General features: G+C 69.8%; 21 protein-coding genes and 1 pseudogene. 10 read left to right on the top strand and 12 right to left on the bottom strand.

Going from position 1 to position 13,480, the window contains the following annotated elements; genetic code table 11:
* Positions 1–720: 720 nt before the first annotated feature.
* On the bottom strand, positions 721–1,005 hold the full coding sequence (locus ACYVE7_RS02270; protein ID WP_460362745.1) for a hypothetical protein: 285 nt from the start codon (positions 1,003–1,005) through the stop codon (positions 721–723).
* 301 nt (positions 1,006–1,306) lie between these two features.
* Between ACYVE7_RS02270 and ACYVE7_RS02265 the strand changes: the two genes are divergently transcribed.
* From ACYVE7_RS02265 to ACYVE7_RS02245, 5 genes are all read left to right on the top strand, one after another.
* On the top strand, positions 1,307–1,522 hold the full coding sequence (locus ACYVE7_RS02265) for a hypothetical protein (protein WP_460362743.1): 216 nt from the start codon (positions 1,307–1,309) through the stop codon (positions 1,520–1,522).
* Positions 1,522–1,746: a hypothetical protein gene (locus ACYVE7_RS02260; protein ID WP_460362741.1), complete on the top strand. Its 225-nt coding sequence runs from the start codon at positions 1,522–1,524 to the stop codon at positions 1,744–1,746. The genes ACYVE7_RS02265 and ACYVE7_RS02260 overlap by 1 nt, the downstream gene beginning before the upstream one ends.
* A gap of 68 nt (positions 1,747–1,814) precedes the next feature.
* On the top strand, positions 1,815–2,222 hold the full coding sequence (locus ACYVE7_RS02255; protein WP_460362739.1) for a hypothetical protein: 408 nt from the start codon (positions 1,815–1,817) through the stop codon (positions 2,220–2,222).
* 216 nt (positions 2,223–2,438) lie between these two features.
* Entirely contained in the window at positions 2,439–2,708 is a 270-nt protein-coding gene (locus ACYVE7_RS02250) for a hypothetical protein (RefSeq protein WP_460362738.1), read from the top strand.
* Positions 2,705–3,058 carry a hypothetical protein gene (locus ACYVE7_RS02245; RefSeq protein ID WP_460362736.1) on the top strand — a complete coding sequence of 118 codons (354 nt, stop codon included), beginning with the start codon at positions 2,705–2,707 and terminating at the stop codon, positions 3,056–3,058. Before ACYVE7_RS02250 ends, ACYVE7_RS02245 begins: the two co-directional genes overlap by 4 nt.
* Positions 3,059–3,061: 3 nt before the next feature.
* Here the strand turns inward: ACYVE7_RS02245 and ACYVE7_RS02240 are convergent, their stop codons facing one another.
* Positions 3,062–3,649 (bottom strand): hypothetical protein, encoded by a 588-nt coding sequence (locus ACYVE7_RS02240; RefSeq protein WP_460362735.1) that lies wholly within the window; start codon positions 3,647–3,649, stop codon positions 3,062–3,064.
* A 271-nt stretch (positions 3,650–3,920) separates the two neighbouring features.
* Between ACYVE7_RS02240 and ACYVE7_RS02235 the strand changes: the two genes are divergently transcribed.
* Positions 3,921–4,346 carry a hypothetical protein gene (locus tag ACYVE7_RS02235; RefSeq protein ID WP_460362733.1) on the top strand — a complete coding sequence of 142 codons (426 nt, stop codon included), beginning with the start codon at positions 3,921–3,923 and terminating at the stop codon, positions 4,344–4,346.
* 567 nt (positions 4,347–4,913) lie between these two features.
* Here ACYVE7_RS02235 and ACYVE7_RS02230 read toward each other — a convergent pair.
* From ACYVE7_RS02230 to ACYVE7_RS02215, 4 genes are all read right to left on the bottom strand, one after another.
* Positions 4,914–6,038 carry a tyrosine-type recombinase/integrase gene (locus ACYVE7_RS02230; RefSeq protein WP_460362731.1) on the bottom strand — a complete coding sequence of 375 codons (1,125 nt, stop codon included), beginning with the start codon at positions 6,036–6,038 and terminating at the stop codon, positions 4,914–4,916.
* A 167-nt stretch (positions 6,039–6,205) separates the two neighbouring features.
* A complete protein-coding gene (locus ACYVE7_RS02225) occupies positions 6,206–6,469 on the bottom strand; it encodes a type II toxin-antitoxin system RelE family toxin (protein WP_460362729.1) in 264 nt (87 codons plus the stop codon).
* Complete coding sequence (locus ACYVE7_RS02220; protein WP_460362727.1) at positions 6,466–6,735, bottom strand: hypothetical protein; 270 nt, start codon at positions 6,733–6,735, stop codon at positions 6,466–6,468. The genes ACYVE7_RS02225 and ACYVE7_RS02220 overlap by 4 nt, the downstream gene beginning before the upstream one ends.
* Positions 6,736–6,814: 79 nt before the next feature.
* The gene (locus ACYVE7_RS02215; RefSeq protein ID WP_460362725.1) at positions 6,815–7,105 is read right to left on the bottom strand and encodes a DUF397 domain-containing protein; all 291 of its coding nucleotides are present in this window, start codon (positions 7,103–7,105) and stop codon (positions 6,815–6,817) included.
* Between the two features lie 59 nt (positions 7,106–7,164).
* Between ACYVE7_RS02215 and ACYVE7_RS02210 the strand changes: the two genes are divergently transcribed.
* A complete protein-coding gene (locus ACYVE7_RS02210; RefSeq protein WP_460362723.1) occupies positions 7,165–8,178 on the top strand; it encodes a hypothetical protein in 1,014 nt (337 codons plus the stop codon).
* 44 nt (positions 8,179–8,222) lie between these two features.
* On the opposite strand, the gene ACYVE7_RS02205 is transcribed toward ACYVE7_RS02210, so the two are convergent.
* The 3 genes from ACYVE7_RS02205 to ACYVE7_RS02195 form a co-directional block, all read right to left on the bottom strand.
* Positions 8,223–8,465, bottom strand: a complete 243-nt coding sequence (locus ACYVE7_RS02205) for a hypothetical protein (RefSeq protein WP_460362721.1) — start codon at positions 8,463–8,465, stop codon at positions 8,223–8,225.
* Between the two features lie 210 nt (positions 8,466–8,675).
* Positions 8,676–9,032, bottom strand: coding sequence for a hypothetical protein (locus tag ACYVE7_RS02200; RefSeq protein ID WP_460362719.1), 357 nt, complete (start codon positions 9,030–9,032; stop codon positions 8,676–8,678).
* Between the two features lie 20 nt (positions 9,033–9,052).
* A complete protein-coding gene (locus ACYVE7_RS02195; protein WP_460362717.1) occupies positions 9,053–9,469 on the bottom strand; it encodes a hypothetical protein in 417 nt (138 codons plus the stop codon).
* Between the two features lie 346 nt (positions 9,470–9,815).
* Here ACYVE7_RS02195 and ACYVE7_RS02190 point away from each other — a divergent pair, with 346 nt between their 5' ends.
* Positions 9,816–10,361, top strand: a complete 546-nt coding sequence (locus tag ACYVE7_RS02190) for a hypothetical protein (RefSeq protein WP_460362715.1) — start codon at positions 9,816–9,818, stop codon at positions 10,359–10,361.
* A 59-nt stretch (positions 10,362–10,420) separates the two neighbouring features.
* Here the strand turns inward: ACYVE7_RS02190 and ACYVE7_RS02185 are convergent, their stop codons facing one another.
* From ACYVE7_RS02185 to ACYVE7_RS02175, 3 genes are all read right to left on the bottom strand, one after another.
* Positions 10,421–10,936 (bottom strand): DUF4913 domain-containing protein, encoded by a 516-nt coding sequence (locus ACYVE7_RS02185; protein ID WP_460362713.1) that lies wholly within the window; start codon positions 10,934–10,936, stop codon positions 10,421–10,423.
* 144 nt (positions 10,937–11,080) lie between these two features.
* Positions 11,081–11,308: a hypothetical protein gene (locus ACYVE7_RS02180; RefSeq protein ID WP_460362711.1), complete on the bottom strand. Its 228-nt coding sequence runs from the start codon at positions 11,306–11,308 to the stop codon at positions 11,081–11,083.
* Positions 11,309–11,313: 5 nt separating this feature from the next.
* Entirely contained in the window at positions 11,314–11,703 is a 390-nt protein-coding gene (locus ACYVE7_RS02175; protein WP_460362709.1) for a hypothetical protein, read from the bottom strand.
* Here ACYVE7_RS02175 and ACYVE7_RS02170 point away from each other — a divergent pair.
* Together ACYVE7_RS02170 and ACYVE7_RS02165 are read left to right on the top strand one after the other, a co-directional pair.
* Positions 11,702–12,007: a hypothetical protein gene (locus ACYVE7_RS02170; RefSeq protein WP_460362707.1), complete on the top strand. Its 306-nt coding sequence runs from the start codon at positions 11,702–11,704 to the stop codon at positions 12,005–12,007. The two genes, ACYVE7_RS02175 and ACYVE7_RS02170, sit on opposite strands and share 2 nt — an antisense overlap.
* A gap of 270 nt (positions 12,008–12,277) precedes the next feature.
* A pseudogene (locus ACYVE7_RS02165) lies at positions 12,278–13,480 on the top strand (hypothetical protein); the annotation flags it as partial.

Raw genomic sequence — 13,480 nt, 5'->3', positions numbered from 1 at the left:
CTGGGGCGATCGGCTGCCGCCCGAAGCCGCGCCGCCGACGGTCATGCTTCCGAACGGACGTTGCGGATGCCGTCGAGTACCGCACGGTGATCGGGCGTGACGGACAACAGCGGCGGAAGCGGTCAGCGGAATGGGGAGTTTTCCCTGTTCAGCCCAGACGCGCCCCAACAAAAGCTTAGGCCCTCAGTGATCCACTGAGGGCCTACGTTGCGTGTTGTCGAGACAGCAACAGGGCTGAGCATACCCCGGCAGTGCTCCCGCATCACGGACCATACGCGGTTAGGTGTCCCAGAGATTGCGCCACTGCTGTGACAAGCGCCGGCGGCTCACCCACCGCTGTAGGGCAGGCCTCGGCCGAGACGGGTTACTGGAGAGATCGCCCAGTGAGCCGTTGCCCCGCGATCGTGAGGTTCGGGGTAGAACACGGCAGGCCCAGGCTCAGCGTCCCGCAGAGGGAGCGCGACGGATCGTTCACCGCCCCGACGAGGGGACCGTTGCCGAGAGGCGATCTCACATGCCGCCCTGGCGGACGCTTAACCACGTCCGCTCAGTGAGGCTCCGCACCTTTCATACTGGCGTACGGACAACCACTGACCCTCAGCCCTCGACCACGAGAACGCCCGCATTGGGCGATCTGTCGGGGGCTGGGTCAGATCTCACCCCCCGATCGCCAGGCCCCGGAGCCACAAGGCCCAACCCTTGCGACCAGCTCGCGCACGATCAGCGCTGCGGCCACCAGTCGATCGGCTCGCCATCCTGGCTCGCTCTCGCGATGGCGAGAGCGGTGGCCTCGACCGTGCCGCCCGAGACCTGGCAGAAACTCCACAGCTTGCGGGCGGCTTTGGTGTAGCCGTGGATCACCTGGTCGACCTCGAAGGCGTCCACCTCCCCGGCACGGTGCCGGTCGACGACCTCGGCGACGCGCGCCACCAGTTCGCCCAGGCAACTCTCGTGATAGGCCGCCACCGCCTCGAAGGCGGCCCGCCGCTCCGCCTTGGCCCCCATCCCGCCGACGCTACCGCCCACGCCCGCGCCGCTCGGCTCAGGGCACCCGCTCGACGTCGACGAACCGCCACGCCGTCTTGGAGTCGAAGACACCCCTTCCCGGTCGGCAGCTGGGATGGTCTCGGCCAGGCCGATCGCGTCAAGGGCGCTGCGCGTCACCACGGTGACGGCCGATGGCCGCCCTTGATCCGCCCGACCTGGTCTGAGGTTCTCTTTTTCGCCCCGGGGGAGGGGGAACTGGTTGGGGAACCAAACCCGCGTGGTTCGTTCACCTGTTCGAGGAGTGCGATAGCTTCGCGGCGTGACCGACGAGGCGATTAGCGCGCAGACCGAGGCCGGCCGCCCGGTGTGCATCATCCGGCAGGGCCGCAGTTACGAGGTGAGTGTGATCGAGCAGTGGCAGGAGCCGGGTAGCGGCCGCCGGTTCCGGCTCCGCGTCGAGGACCAGGGCGTGCTCGCCGTCGCCGACGTCGTCCAGTACGGCCGTGGCTTCTGGCTCCGCGGGTGGTGGAGCTGATGGCCACCGCCTGGATCGAGGGCCCGCTCACCGGTCATTGGGGGACAGACATGGTCGCCTTGCACCAGTGGGGCAGCTGGGGTGGATACCGCTACAGCCGCGTGCTGAACATCAGCCAGGGCACCGCTGAGCTGGCCGTCAAGGGCGACTCCGCTCCCGCGCCCGACCCCGAGGAGTACGGGCCGGCGCCCGCCGCGGTCCCACACGAACTCGCCTACTGGTAGCCGTCCGCATCCGGCCAGATGTCCCCAAAACGGGGACAAGCCGGGGCCTGTGTCCCCATAATGGGGACATGGAGAACAGTGAAGACGGCGTCCACGAAGACGCGGCGGTCGAGGCGTTCGAGCGGCTGCGCGGCGAGCTGCGCCAGCCCGAGGTGTCCCGGGCGATCCAGATCCTGGCACTGGTGACCGAACACGCCGTGGTCCGCGAGGCCGATGGCCGTCCGGTCTCGGTCGAGACGCTGCGCGACGGCCTCATGCAGGTCCCCGGAGCCCACCTGGACTTGGACTACTTCGAGGGCCAGCTGATCGCGCTGGCCAGGTCGAAGCGGATGACGTGGCAGGACATCGCCGAGGCCCTCGGCTACGAGCGGCGCACCGCCGCCCAGCTGCGCTACAAGCGGCTACGCGACCGGTTCGGCGATGGCCTGATCGGCGGCCTGGCCGGCGACGACGCGACGCCCGAGGAGGGATCGTGACGCGCCAGGCCAAGCAGATGATCGACCAGGGCCCGCGCGGAACCCGAAAGTTCCGCCGTCCCGAATAGCCACCGCCCGCCAGAACACGCGGGCCCCGGAGGCGGTGCAACGCCAGCCGAGGCCCTTGACCACCCGAACCTGACGAGACCCAGGACAGATGACCCGATGAGCATTCTCGCCCAGACTCCCGCTTCCCCCCACGGCTACGCTCACCACGTGCCGACCTACCCGAACGGCGTCCCCGCGCACCCGGCCCCGTCCGCGTTCGGCAGGGCCCTGGACCGCGCCCGCGAGCTGCGGTACTGGTTCGCGATCACCCTGGCGGTGCTCAACGCGCTCGCTGGAGCCGTCCTCATCCTGCAGGGTGAAAGCGCCCAGGCCTTGCCGATGATCGCCCTGGTAGGGGCCATGATCTCGGTCGCCAACATCACCGTGCCCGAGCGCAGCCCCGCCGCGTGCTGCCCCGGATGGGAGGCCTGGCGATGACCACGATGATCCTGTTCGGCCTGGCACCCGTCACAGTGCTCGCGCTGATCATGGGCGTGGCCATCGGCGTCGACCGGTACCGGGCTCACCACCGCGACCCACGCCGAGGCATCGTGGCCGTCGTCGACCGGCGCACCTACCGCGACGCCGCCCGCGCCGCCGATCAGCTGATCGCCCTCGGCGAGATCGTCAAAGCGCACCACACGATCATCGGGATCGAGCTCTGGCTGCGCGGCGAGATCCAGATCGGCCCCCGTCGCCGGCGGATCGAGTACGCCGCGGCGTTGGAGCAGTGGCAGCTCAAGGACGAGCCGCTTCGCCTCCAGCTCGGTCTCCCACTCGACCGGTAGCGATTAGCGCAGGTTCTTCAACCCGCCCGGGTGAGCATCGTTCAGGGCCACCAGAACCTTGGCCACCGCGGCGTACACCCGGGCGTGGTCGTAGACGCCCAGCCCGCCCGTCGCCACCTGACCGGCCAGCAGCTGCAGCACGCTCTGCCACTCGCGCGCTGTCGCCGGTTCGAGCGGAACCCGCGCCTCCCGGACCGTCTCGACAACCCGCTCGACCTCGACCACCTGGCGGATCACCTCCCGAACGGGGTCGGTCCGGACCAGCCCGGCCGCGACCTGGCGGCCGATCCGCGCCTCGACCGTCCGCAGCTCGCTCGCCCTGTTCCGGTGGTTCTTGCTGCAGTACCGCCTCGGCCGGCCCGCCCCGCTGTAGACGATCTCGACTCCGCACCAGGCGCAGCACGTGGCCACGGGATGCTCAGCGACGACCTGGCCCTCGACGGCGGCCGCAAACTCCGGAACGTCTTCCGCGTCCTGGCCGTGCTCGACGGCGGGCGCGCCGATGGCGTCCCGCTGCTCTTCCTCGGTGCCGTCGACAAGGCCGGCGAACAGCTCGCCCTGGCCCTCGATCCGTGCCGGTTCCCGTCCCAAACAGCCTCCCGATATCGTCCCTTGTGTACCTTAACTTTCGTCCCAGGCGTAATTGGTGTTCGAAGTGCAAGAGGTGTCTCGTCGGGCTGTTTGTGAATTTCTGTTCTGTTCATGAACAGTGGGCGTTCCGCGGGTGGAAGCAAGCGGGCGGACGTCCGGAGTCAGCGAGCTGACGGCAGGCGTGCGCGTCCGAGGGTGCGGCCGGACGTGCGGACTCTTGCCGAAGGCGACAGGCCGGGCGCACGATGGCGGGGGAGGAGAGGAGCGAGAGATGCGGCCGCAGGACGTACGGATCGCCGAGGGCTACCGCGTCCAGGTTCCGCAGCGCCTGCCGCGCTCCCGCTACCCGCCGACCGAGATCGGCTGGCCCTGGGCTCTGCGCATGATCGGGTTGCAGGGCCGCTACTTCGAGGCGACCGTCGTCGAGGTCACCGAGACCGTCCTCGGTCCGACGGCCGAAGTGCAGTGGGTCAGCAACCGCCACCAGGTCGAGCTCGACCTGTCCCTCGACCAGGTGATCGCCCTCGGCCTGCCCGCCGCCGGGCACTACCGCGTCCGCGGCTACCTGACCGACGACGAGGGGCGCGGCGTGAAGCTCCCCGAGGTCGAGACCATGCTCGTTCCCGTCCGCTGGCTCCACCCGCTGACCGACCCCGAGCCCGCTTGGCCGTCGCTCCCGCTCGACCGATTCCGTTAATAATCTACAACGTAAAGGTGTCCGGCCTCACGATCATCAATCGTGGTGGAATTGTGTGTGGCCAGTAGTGAGCCGACTTGCACCAGAGTGACTGTTCGCGAGAAAGGCGGCCGGATCAGTGAGGCCGCACGAACGGCTGGACGCGGTACTGGCGGTCGCTTGGAAGCCGACTTTCGGCATCGCGACCGTACGCCAGCCATGTCGTAAAAGAGGCTTTGAGGGGTTCGGTGCGGGGGGCGCGGTCGGAGCAGTGACAGTGTGTGGGCCGGCCGAGCGAAGGCATGTCCGAGATAGTCAATTCAAAAGATCTTCGGGTTCTGCACGTTGCGGTGGTCCGCATGGTGCGGACGAGACTCGGATGCATGTCGTCGCAGCGGTCGGTGTAGTTGCGTTCGAGGTAGCGCTGCACGATGGGTTACGGCGCGGACCGGTGGGAGAGCTTGGGGCCGCGGTCGCTGCGCGCGGGTGATTGGCGCAGGTGTGGCCACTGGGCCGAGTCGCGCGGCGCGCGACCCCAGCGTAACAAGCGAGACGACACGGTCACGGTGAGTTGAGCAGTTCGGCGGGTTACAGGCCGATGCCGTCGAGGGCGTTGTCGTCCCAGCGGTCGGCGTCCTCGAAGTAGGCGAGCAGGCTCTTGGATCCGTCGGTCCAGCCGCCGTGTCGGCCGACGCGGACCAGGTCGTGCTTGGCGCGGCGGGAGGCGGTGGCGAACCCGCGCCGCAGCGAGTGCCCCGACCAGCGCGGCGGCAGCGCCCCCGGGGTCGACGAGGCGGAGGCCAGGCCCGCGGCGAGCGCGGCCGCGGCGATGATGTCGGCGACTGCCCCGTCCGACAGCCGTCCGTCCGGGTGGCCGATCACCTTGCCGTTGCGCTTGAGGGGGACGGCGAAGCGGCCGTGCCGGTCGATCCGCACGAACAGCGGCCCGCTCGTGCGTCCCTCGGCGGCGAGGATGTCGCGCCAGCGCTGGAACGTCCGGACCGGGCAGGTCGCCGCGTGCTGCCCGTACAGCACCGCGACCTGCTGCACGGTGCGCTTCTTGCCCCGGTACACCCGCACGTCCAGGCCCTCGACGGTCTCCTCGACGTCCTCGAGGTTCACCTCGACCAGCTCGCTGCGCCGCGCGGCGACCGCGAAGCCGAGCACCATCAGGCAGGCGTCCCGCGCGTTCTTCGCCGGGGTGGAGTCGAGCGCGCCGACCATCAACTTCAGACTCGTCGGGACGGCCGGCGCGGCGCGGCGCGGGACGGCCCGCGGCTCGTTCCGGGTGCGGGCGAGCTCGTCAGCCCAGCCGGAGATCACCTTGCGGGCGCCGAGGAGGTCGGGCTGCGCCGGGTAGCCGGCGGTGCGGTGCACGACGCGGATCGACGACAGCGCCCGCGAGATCGTGCCGGGCCGCAGGCCCTGGCCCTTGAGGAAGGTGGCGTACTCGGTGATCGTCTCGGCCGTGCACGGTAGCGCCTTGCGCGCGACGTCCGGCGAGGAGCACCAGGCGGTGAACCGGCTCCAGTCGCCCGCGTACGCGCGCCGGGTCTCCTCCGGGACGCCCGCCGCCACTGCGGCGGCCGCCTCGACCGACAGCCCCCGATCGGTGCCGAGTTCGCCCGCGGGAACCGGGGCCGGGTTTTCAGGCGCCGGAGCCGACGGGACGAGGGCCGCGGTGGTGGTGGTGGGCCCGGCTGATGCGCTCATGGTGTGAACGTACTCGCGAGGACCGACAACGCAGGCGGCCGGAGACGGCTTTTCAGGCCCCGGTCCCCGACCCGTTTCGATCTTGATTCTGACTGCCGATAAGGACTCTTACCGGGAGCCAGAACGGAGCGAGGCCCGATCTGCGGCGAGGAGTCCGGGAACCGCCGTTATCGGCGAGATGGATCTTCGGGTGGTGGGGTGATCCGGTCGACGCGCATGATCGCGATGAGGTCGAGCTCGGTGTCGATCTCGTACTGGACCCGGTAGTCGCCGACCCTGAGCCGGGCGTAGCCGCCGCGGACGAAGGCCTCCGGCGGGGCCGGGTCGACGGCGAGGCCGTTCACGGCCGCGACGATGGCGTGCATGGCGTCCTGGTCGTGGAGGTAGCCGCGCATTTGGGCGCGCGCCTCCAGCGTCCATACGATCTTCACGGGGCGTCGTCGCCGAAGAGCTCGGCCATGAACTCCTCGTGGGACATCGCACCGGGCATCCCGGCGGCCTTCCACTCCTGATACTCGGCGTGGTGGGCGTCCATCTCCGCGTTCTCGAGATCCTCGGGAGTCGCGTTGGCGGCCAGAGCGTGCAGCCGCCGGTATTCCTCGATCGGGACCACCACGGCGACGGCCTGGCCGTCGCGCTGGATCACATCATGATCGGCGACGACATCGACGCGGGGCTCAACGGGTTGCGCGGTCACGATCTCCCCTGCCTTCCTCGGGCCCTTGCTGCCGGTCTCCCCAGCGTAGCGATGATCTGGCAACGGCGGCGGCGACGTTCTACTTAGCGCTCGGCAGGCCGGCGGGCTCCGCATCCTGGGGAAGGTCTTCGAGGAGGTCGTCGAACTCGCCGTCCTTGACGCCCGCGACAAAGGCCTCCCACTCGCCAGGGGTGAAGTACAGGATCGGCCCATCGGGTTCGGCGGCGTTCCGCATGGTGATCGCTTCCTCCCCGGGAAGGAAGATCTTGTTGTCTTTGCGGTACTCGTCAGGGACTTCTTCCGACGGGATGAACTCGATGATCACGCCGTCGTTCTCATCGCCGTAGATTTCAGTGCGCCGCTCGCTCATGCCGCGAACGCTACCGAATGCCGGGTGCCGTCGATCGGCGGTGTGCGACGATCACGGCCATGAATCAGGAGCCGAACGGTCGCGTCGTGGCGCCAGCGGTCGAGGCGATGTTGCGCGACCACACCGCCTCACGCAGCCGTGTCGTCGACGACCACATGTTCATGGTCCCGTTCGGTCGCCGTCCCGCCTCGCTCCGGTTGCAGGTCTTCACCGCACCGGACGCGCTCCCCGTCATGGTCGCCATCCAGACCGAGGGCGAGGGGCCGTCGCTGACCAACGCGGCCGAGACCTACGTCGAAGCCGCTCGGAAGCGGTTCTTTCCCGAGGGGCCGTCGCCGCTGTGGATCCAGCGCTACGACTTCCCCGACCTGTTCGACGGGTTCTCCCTGGTCACCTTCCCACCGGACGGTGGGCCGGAATGGTGGACGGTCCCCGACGAATGGATGGCCAGGCTGGTCGGCGGTCCGGTCGACCGCGACCGCGGAGCCGGGTTCGTCCCCTGCCCGCCCGAGCCGGAGCAGGTCGACGAGTTCACCGTCGCCCGGGTGGCCACCCTCCCGCGTCCGACGACGTGCAGGACCGAAGGATGCATGCCCGCGAACGGCATCACCCGGCTGGCACGGACCCTCCGGCAGTTGCGCCCCGACCCCACCGCCCGCGCCTGCTGCTGGTATCACGGCGGATCCTGGGAGGCTGTCAACCAGGCGGCAATCGGCTTCCTGCGCCAGGCCCGCGCCGAGGGCGTGGCTCGCGACGAGGTCGGACGCCGTATCCTCGCGCTCGCCGAGCTGGCCGGCCTGCCCGAGTGGGAGCACGAAGCGCTCTACAGCTTGGTGAGGGAGCCGATCTTCCCCGTGGGAAAGGGCCCCATTCACTTCGTCAACGGCTGCCACCGCTCCCAAGCCATGCTCGACCAGGGCGTCCGGCACGCTCTCGTCCAGCACGCTGTTGACGCGCCCGACCGCGCCGAGCTGCAAGCTGCCTACGACGCTTGGATGGACGTCTACGCCCAAACACCGAGGGCCTCCAACAACATGGCCTCTACCAGGGCGAACGCGACAGAGCACGCATAATTACCTGTTATGCGCACTGGAGGTAGTCCGCGCGGGCGAGCGGTCTACGCACAGGGGGCGAGCTTGTCGTGCTCGACCAGCCAGGCCCGCGCCGCGGCGAGCGGGAAGGTCGGGCTTTCCTCGGTGCCGCCGTTCGGCTCCGGGAAGTCGGGGGAGCGGCGCCGCCAGTTCACGACGGCGACGCGGGCGACGCCCGCCATGCGCGCGATGTAGGCGAGGTTGATCGGATCGGGCCACACGGGCGGCTCGATCTTGGCAGGGGAGCTCGGCGCGGCGGTGTCGACCATGCCCACCACCTTCCCAGGCAGCGATCAGCGAGGCCGCCGGTTCGGGGAAGGTCCTGCTTCGACAACGGCGGAAGCGCCAGCCGGGTGGTCATCTCACCTGACTGGCGCTGATTGGAACCGGTCGTCGCCCTGCACCGTCGACCGGGCCCCGTGGCCGCTGTCCCGCTGGGCTATGCGCCGGTCGGACGGGAGACGGCCAAGATCACGGTGCTACTCGGTCCAGCCCTCGGAAGTGCCCGCCCGTTCCGCGGTGGCGCGGGCGATGGCGCCGTCGACCAGCTTGCGGGTCCGGGCGACGGCACCGGCCATGGTGGGCAGGTCGGCGACGCCGACGGCTTCCAACTCCGCAACCTCGACCGCGGCCCGCGCCTCGCTCTCGGTGAAGAGGACCCCGTCGACGCCGATGCCGCTGACAGCCCAGCGCGGCTCGGGAGCCGGCGGGTCCGAGGCGACGCCCTGGGCGGGGTTGATCAGCGTCTCGATCCGGTGGGCGGCCACGGTGTGCACCGCCGACGAGGTGATCCGGTAGACGAGCCCGGTCGTCTCGTGCTGCTCCTCAATCAACATGCGAAGACCTTCCTGGCTGGTCAGCCGAACAGGGGCGGGGGAGTCTGGTTCCGACGGCCCGACCAGCCGCCCTCGGGCTCCTGGATGTCGCGACGTCGCGACGGCCGGGGCGTCGACCACAGGGAAGCGGTCGAGACCCGCGGCGCCGAGAAGCCGCTCGCCGACGACGGGCCCGACGGCGTCGAGCCGACCGGGCCGGGCTGTGCCCACATCGGCCGGGGCGCCTGGCGGCCCCCGCCGGACGGCTCAGCCGACCGCGCCCAGAACGGCCCATTGCTCCCACGCTGGGCACCGGAACCCTGGGACCAGCACGGCCCGCTGCCGGCCCGATCCAGCTGATTGGCCCGCACCCCGCGGATCGTCTGGCCGCCGACCCGGACCGTGTAGCGGCCCCAGTTGTCGGCGCCGACGACCACGCCATAGCGGTTAGCCGACACCCCGCCCAGCATCGGACCGACTGCCGATCGCGTCCGCACCCCATCACCGCGCCTATACGTCATGCCCCTCATGGTGAGTATCCGACCGGCTTCGCCACAAGAGTCCCAGGTGTACAACCGTGCAGGTCACGCGGTGTACACCGTCGCCGATCGGTGTACACCCAGGCCCTTCCCGGTCGGCGGAGACCGGCGTCCTCCGACAGCCGCGAGGACGTCGCCGAGGTCGCCGTCCGCGTCGGTGTACACGCCAGCCGGAGCCTGCCGGATCGCTTGCCCACTCACGGCAATGCAGGCCAAACGGGTGCCCACTTGCATGATCGGCGTCGAGGCAGGCACGGTGTACACCATGGGGGAAGCCGAAGAAGCCGGGCCGCAGGAGGCGACCGCCCCCGCCGAGATCGGCATCAAGGACGCCCGCAAGGTCGTCGGCACGCTCGCCCGCGACGCCGGCGAACGCGACCAGATCACCTATCTCACCTACAGCGGCGACCGCCTCGCCGCGATCGTCCCCGTCGAGGCCGCCCGCACTCGCGCCGAAGCCGCGGCTGACGCCGCCGAGCTCGACCAGCTCCGCGACGAACGCGACGCCCTCCGCGACGAACTCAAAGAGCTTCGCGCGGAACTGGACGCCGAGATCGAACACCTCTACCCCGAGGTCGCACGGCTGCGCCGCCACCTCACCGAGGAACGCCGGGAGTACGCCAGCCGACTGGAATTCCAGGAGAACTACTGGGCCAACGGCATCGCCAGCCTCTGGCAGATCATGGAGTTCTACTGCCGCGAGCTCGGCCGCGACCAGGACCTCACCGACCCCCGGATGGCCCGCATCGCAACCAAATACCGCCACGCCCGCGAGATCCTCGACGGGCGCGTGCGAGCCCGAGACGCCTGACGCCGGACCCTGCAACGACGCCCAGGCCGAGGGCGACCGTGATCACGCGTGGCGGAAGGTCACGCACCGCCCGCTCGCCGCTTCCGCGCGGCCTCCCGCTCCCTCCGTGTGTCGAGGCTCGGCGGAGGCCCGCCGGTCAACCACCACGGCGCGCCCTCGTACTGCCGGGACGTCTCCATCGTGATCGTGTGCCAGCGATCATCCCCGCCATCCACCAGACCTTTGCAGCCCGCCAGTGGCCCCTCGGTGCTGCGGATCGCCTGCAGCGTCGGCAGCAGGTGGTCCCGATGCCAGGCCGACGGCCCGGTGCCACCCGCGCCGCTCTCCGCCAGGTCCAGCCACGACAGGTACAGCGCGTGCAGCTGCGCCGCCACCGACGGGTGCTCCCACCACTGCGAACACCACCGCGCACGCCCCGTCGACTCCTGCACATACGTCGGCACCAGCACCGCATCCACCCACGACACCAACTCGACCAACGCAAGCTCCGCCGACTTGCGATCCATCATCGGCAAGAACCGCGCCGCCCTCTTCGGCGCCACCGCGCCGCCCAGCCCATCATTCCCAGTCGTCATGAGCCGAGATCGTACGACCGCCTGCCGACAAACCCCCAGCTCACCAGGGGCAATCGAAGTGCGCGCCCGCTGTTAAGTATCCATGTGGATACTTAACAGCGGGCGCCCGAATGGCCGGCTGGTGGATGGATCTGGAGTGTCGGATCAGTCCGGAACGACGCGGCCTGCCGCCCGGGCGCGGTAGGCCACGATCCACTCCTGGACGGCGCCTTCGGGGTGGCCGGTGATCTCTGCCAGGCGGTCCAGCGGGAGGCCGGCTGCGGCGGCTGCGACGGCTGCGCCGCGGATCTCTGGCGCGAGGTCCGCGCCAGCGGCGGCCTGTTCGCACATCTCGATGACCAGGGCTTCGGCACGCTTCACACGCTCATCCATGAGGGTCATTCTGGCGGGTGATCGGGGGTTTCTTCGCGGATCTCTGCGGTGTCCCACATGTGCGGCGTGATCGGGGTCGTCCAGGTCGTTCCGCAAAGACACCAGCCCTGAAGGTGATCGTCACCGTCATCCCAGGTCAGGGTGTACAAGACCGTTGCGCCGCAGTCAGGACAGGCCACCGTCGTCAGGTGCGTCTCCTGGCACTCCAGGCAGTCCCACCACAGGCGGAATTCGCCGCCCATCGTCCGGCTGTGCTGGGGTTCGTGCTCGGTCACATCGCCCACGCTAATCGGCGGTCGCGGCATGGCACGTCTACCCACTCTTGTCACATCCGACACGCCGAGATTCTTGCGGTACCGCAGCCGCGCGCCCGGATGCGCAATGATCAGTGCCATGGCGAATGTGCGAGTAGGCGCGCAGAGAGGCCGGCGGCAACACGGCGCCGGGCCCCGCGTCGACGTCGAGCAGTCGACGCGACCCCCCAAGCAGCGCGGTCTGATCCAGACCAGCGCTCGCCTCGACGAAGAGGAATACCTCAAGGCCCACACGGCGGCGAAGGCCGCCGGGATCAGCTTCGCCGCCTTCATCGGGATGCTGATCCGCCGCTGCGAGGTCGACGAGAACGGACGCCCACTGTGGGCGGACGAGGCGCAGGCCCAACTCGCCCTCACCGAGGCTGCCTCTGAGGACGCCGCCTGATGAAGCCGACCAGACCAGGCACGAGCCCCCCACGGAGGACGGCCAGCTAAAGCTCTGATCCGGGCAGGCCCCGGAAAACCAACAGGCCCCGAGCGCTACAAACCGGCGACCAACCGAAGCGCAGGGGACCTGTTTCCCAACACCCGAGCACCGAGCGGGCTTTCGCATGCCCGATGTCCGGTGTCGAACGTCTGGAGCATCAGCATAGCTGACCACTCCCGGCGTGGTCAGCTTCGTCCTTTTACGGGCGAGTCGTCGCAGCTCAGCGACGTGGCCACCGCCGGTCACCGCGAGTCCACCCTTGTTGAGCAGCGGGTCGCCGAGGACGTCCTCGGTTCCGCCCTGGCGGCTGTTACCAGCCGCGCCGAGGGTGGGCGTGGACTACAACATCTTCCTGATTGCTATGGGCGGCCGCGGCCGCGCCGGACGGCGGAGCCGTGCCCGCGGCGGCGTAAGCGCACCGCGGCGTACGGCGACGCGGACGCGATGCCGGAACTGCCGACCGACGTGTGGTTCCACCTGGTCAGCGTCATGGTCGCCCGCGGGCAGATCGACTCGTGCCAGGAGCGTCTCGCCAAGCACCTGACGCATCACGCCGATGAGGCGGGCCGGATCACCGAGGTCGAGGACACGGTGATCCCCGGCTACTTCAACCGGCACGACATGTCGAGGAAGACGTTCTACAACGACTGGGACCGGCTCCGCGACGCCAAGCTCGTGCGCCAGGTGAAGGCCCCGTGCCCGGGCCGCACGGCCGTCTACCAGCTGTGCGCGCCCACGCAGCTCCCTGGCGATCTGCCCACCGCGCTCGGCCGCAAGCTCCGCGCCCTGTGGGCCAGGCCGACGACGACCGGCAAGAAGCCGGCCAAGGCCAAGCCCGCCGTGGCGAAGGCCCCGTCTCCGGTGAAAGCCACCGAGGCCATCCGGGTGCGGATGCCGATCGCCGAGCAGCACCGGCTCCTGGCGGACTGCGTCATGGTCGGCTACGGCGCCTCACGCCACCCCAAGCCGCTCTACTCCCAGCTTTCCTGTGGACGACTGCACACGTTCCCTCTTCTTAAGAGGGCCCTCCCCCACCCCCTCCGACTCAGGCCAGGAAGGGGTCTGAACGCCTCTGAGAACGACGCGACTGGAGAACCTCTCTACGACGAGGGGGATTTGGTCAGCCAGGTGATGACCCTCTGCAGGACCCGATGGGGGCCCAAGAGGGCCGCAGGACTCGACGACGATAGCGCGGATCGGCTCGCGCCCCTGGTCAACGGCGCGCTGCGGTACCTGACGACCTCGGACGTGGTCGAGGCGATGACGACCCGCGTCGACTCGGCCCGCGACCTGGGGGCCGTCCTGGCCAAGCGGCTCCGCGCGATCATCAAGTCCGCGCGCCGGGCCCGGTACCTGCCCGTCGACGAGGACCGCGCCGAGCGGACCTGGGCCGAGGCGGCCACCGCGGCCGCCGCCAACCACGCCCGCCCC

The organism is Actinocorallia lasiicapitis (assembly GCF_054778695.1).
The sequence above is the reverse complement of the archived record's forward strand: the minus strand, read 5'-3'. Positions and strand labels throughout refer to the sequence as shown.

What these genes read in the sequence shown, in the direction of transcription:
- ACYVE7_RS02235 (WP_460362733.1), top strand. Translation starts at nt 3,921, where the DNA reads ATGCGGCCGCAGGACGTACGGATCGCCGAGGGCTACCGCGTCCAGGTT.
- ACYVE7_RS02190 (WP_460362715.1), top strand. Translation starts at nt 9,816, where the DNA reads ATGGGGGAAGCCGAAGAAGCCGGGCCGCAGGAGGCGACCGCCCCCGCC.
- ACYVE7_RS02215 (WP_460362725.1), bottom strand. Translation starts at nt 7,105, where the DNA reads ATGAGCGAGCGGCGCACTGAAATCTACGGCGATGAGAACGACGGCGTG.
- ACYVE7_RS02260 (WP_460362741.1), top strand. Translation starts at nt 1,522, where the DNA reads ATGGCCACCGCCTGGATCGAGGGCCCGCTCACCGGTCATTGGGGGACA.
- ACYVE7_RS02245 (WP_460362736.1), top strand. Translation starts at nt 2,705, where the DNA reads ATGACCACGATGATCCTGTTCGGCCTGGCACCCGTCACAGTGCTCGCG.
- ACYVE7_RS02270 (WP_460362745.1), bottom strand. Translation starts at nt 1,005, where the DNA reads ATGGGGGCCAAGGCGGAGCGGCGGGCCGCCTTCGAGGCGGTGGCGGCC.
- ACYVE7_RS02170 (WP_460362707.1), top strand. Translation starts at nt 11,702, where the DNA reads ATGGCGAATGTGCGAGTAGGCGCGCAGAGAGGCCGGCGGCAACACGGC.
- ACYVE7_RS02180 (WP_460362711.1), bottom strand. Translation starts at nt 11,308, where the DNA reads ATGGATGAGCGTGTGAAGCGTGCCGAAGCCCTGGTCATCGAGATGTGC.
- ACYVE7_RS02185 (WP_460362713.1), bottom strand. Translation starts at nt 10,936, where the DNA reads ATGACGACTGGGAATGATGGGCTGGGCGGCGCGGTGGCGCCGAAGAGG.
- ACYVE7_RS02175 (WP_460362709.1), bottom strand. Translation starts at nt 11,703, where the DNA reads ATGGCACTGATCATTGCGCATCCGGGCGCGCGGCTGCGGTACCGCAAG.
- ACYVE7_RS02200 (WP_460362719.1), bottom strand. Translation starts at nt 9,032, where the DNA reads ATGTTGATTGAGGAGCAGCACGAGACGACCGGGCTCGTCTACCGGATC.
- ACYVE7_RS02230 (WP_460362731.1), bottom strand. Translation starts at nt 6,038, where the DNA reads ATGAGCGCATCAGCCGGGCCCACCACCACCACCGCGGCCCTCGTCCCG.
- ACYVE7_RS02255 (WP_460362739.1), top strand. Translation starts at nt 1,815, where the DNA reads ATGGAGAACAGTGAAGACGGCGTCCACGAAGACGCGGCGGTCGAGGCG.
- ACYVE7_RS02205 (WP_460362721.1), bottom strand. Translation starts at nt 8,465, where the DNA reads ATGGTCGACACCGCCGCGCCGAGCTCCCCTGCCAAGATCGAGCCGCCC.
- ACYVE7_RS02210 (WP_460362723.1), top strand. Translation starts at nt 7,165, where the DNA reads ATGAATCAGGAGCCGAACGGTCGCGTCGTGGCGCCAGCGGTCGAGGCG.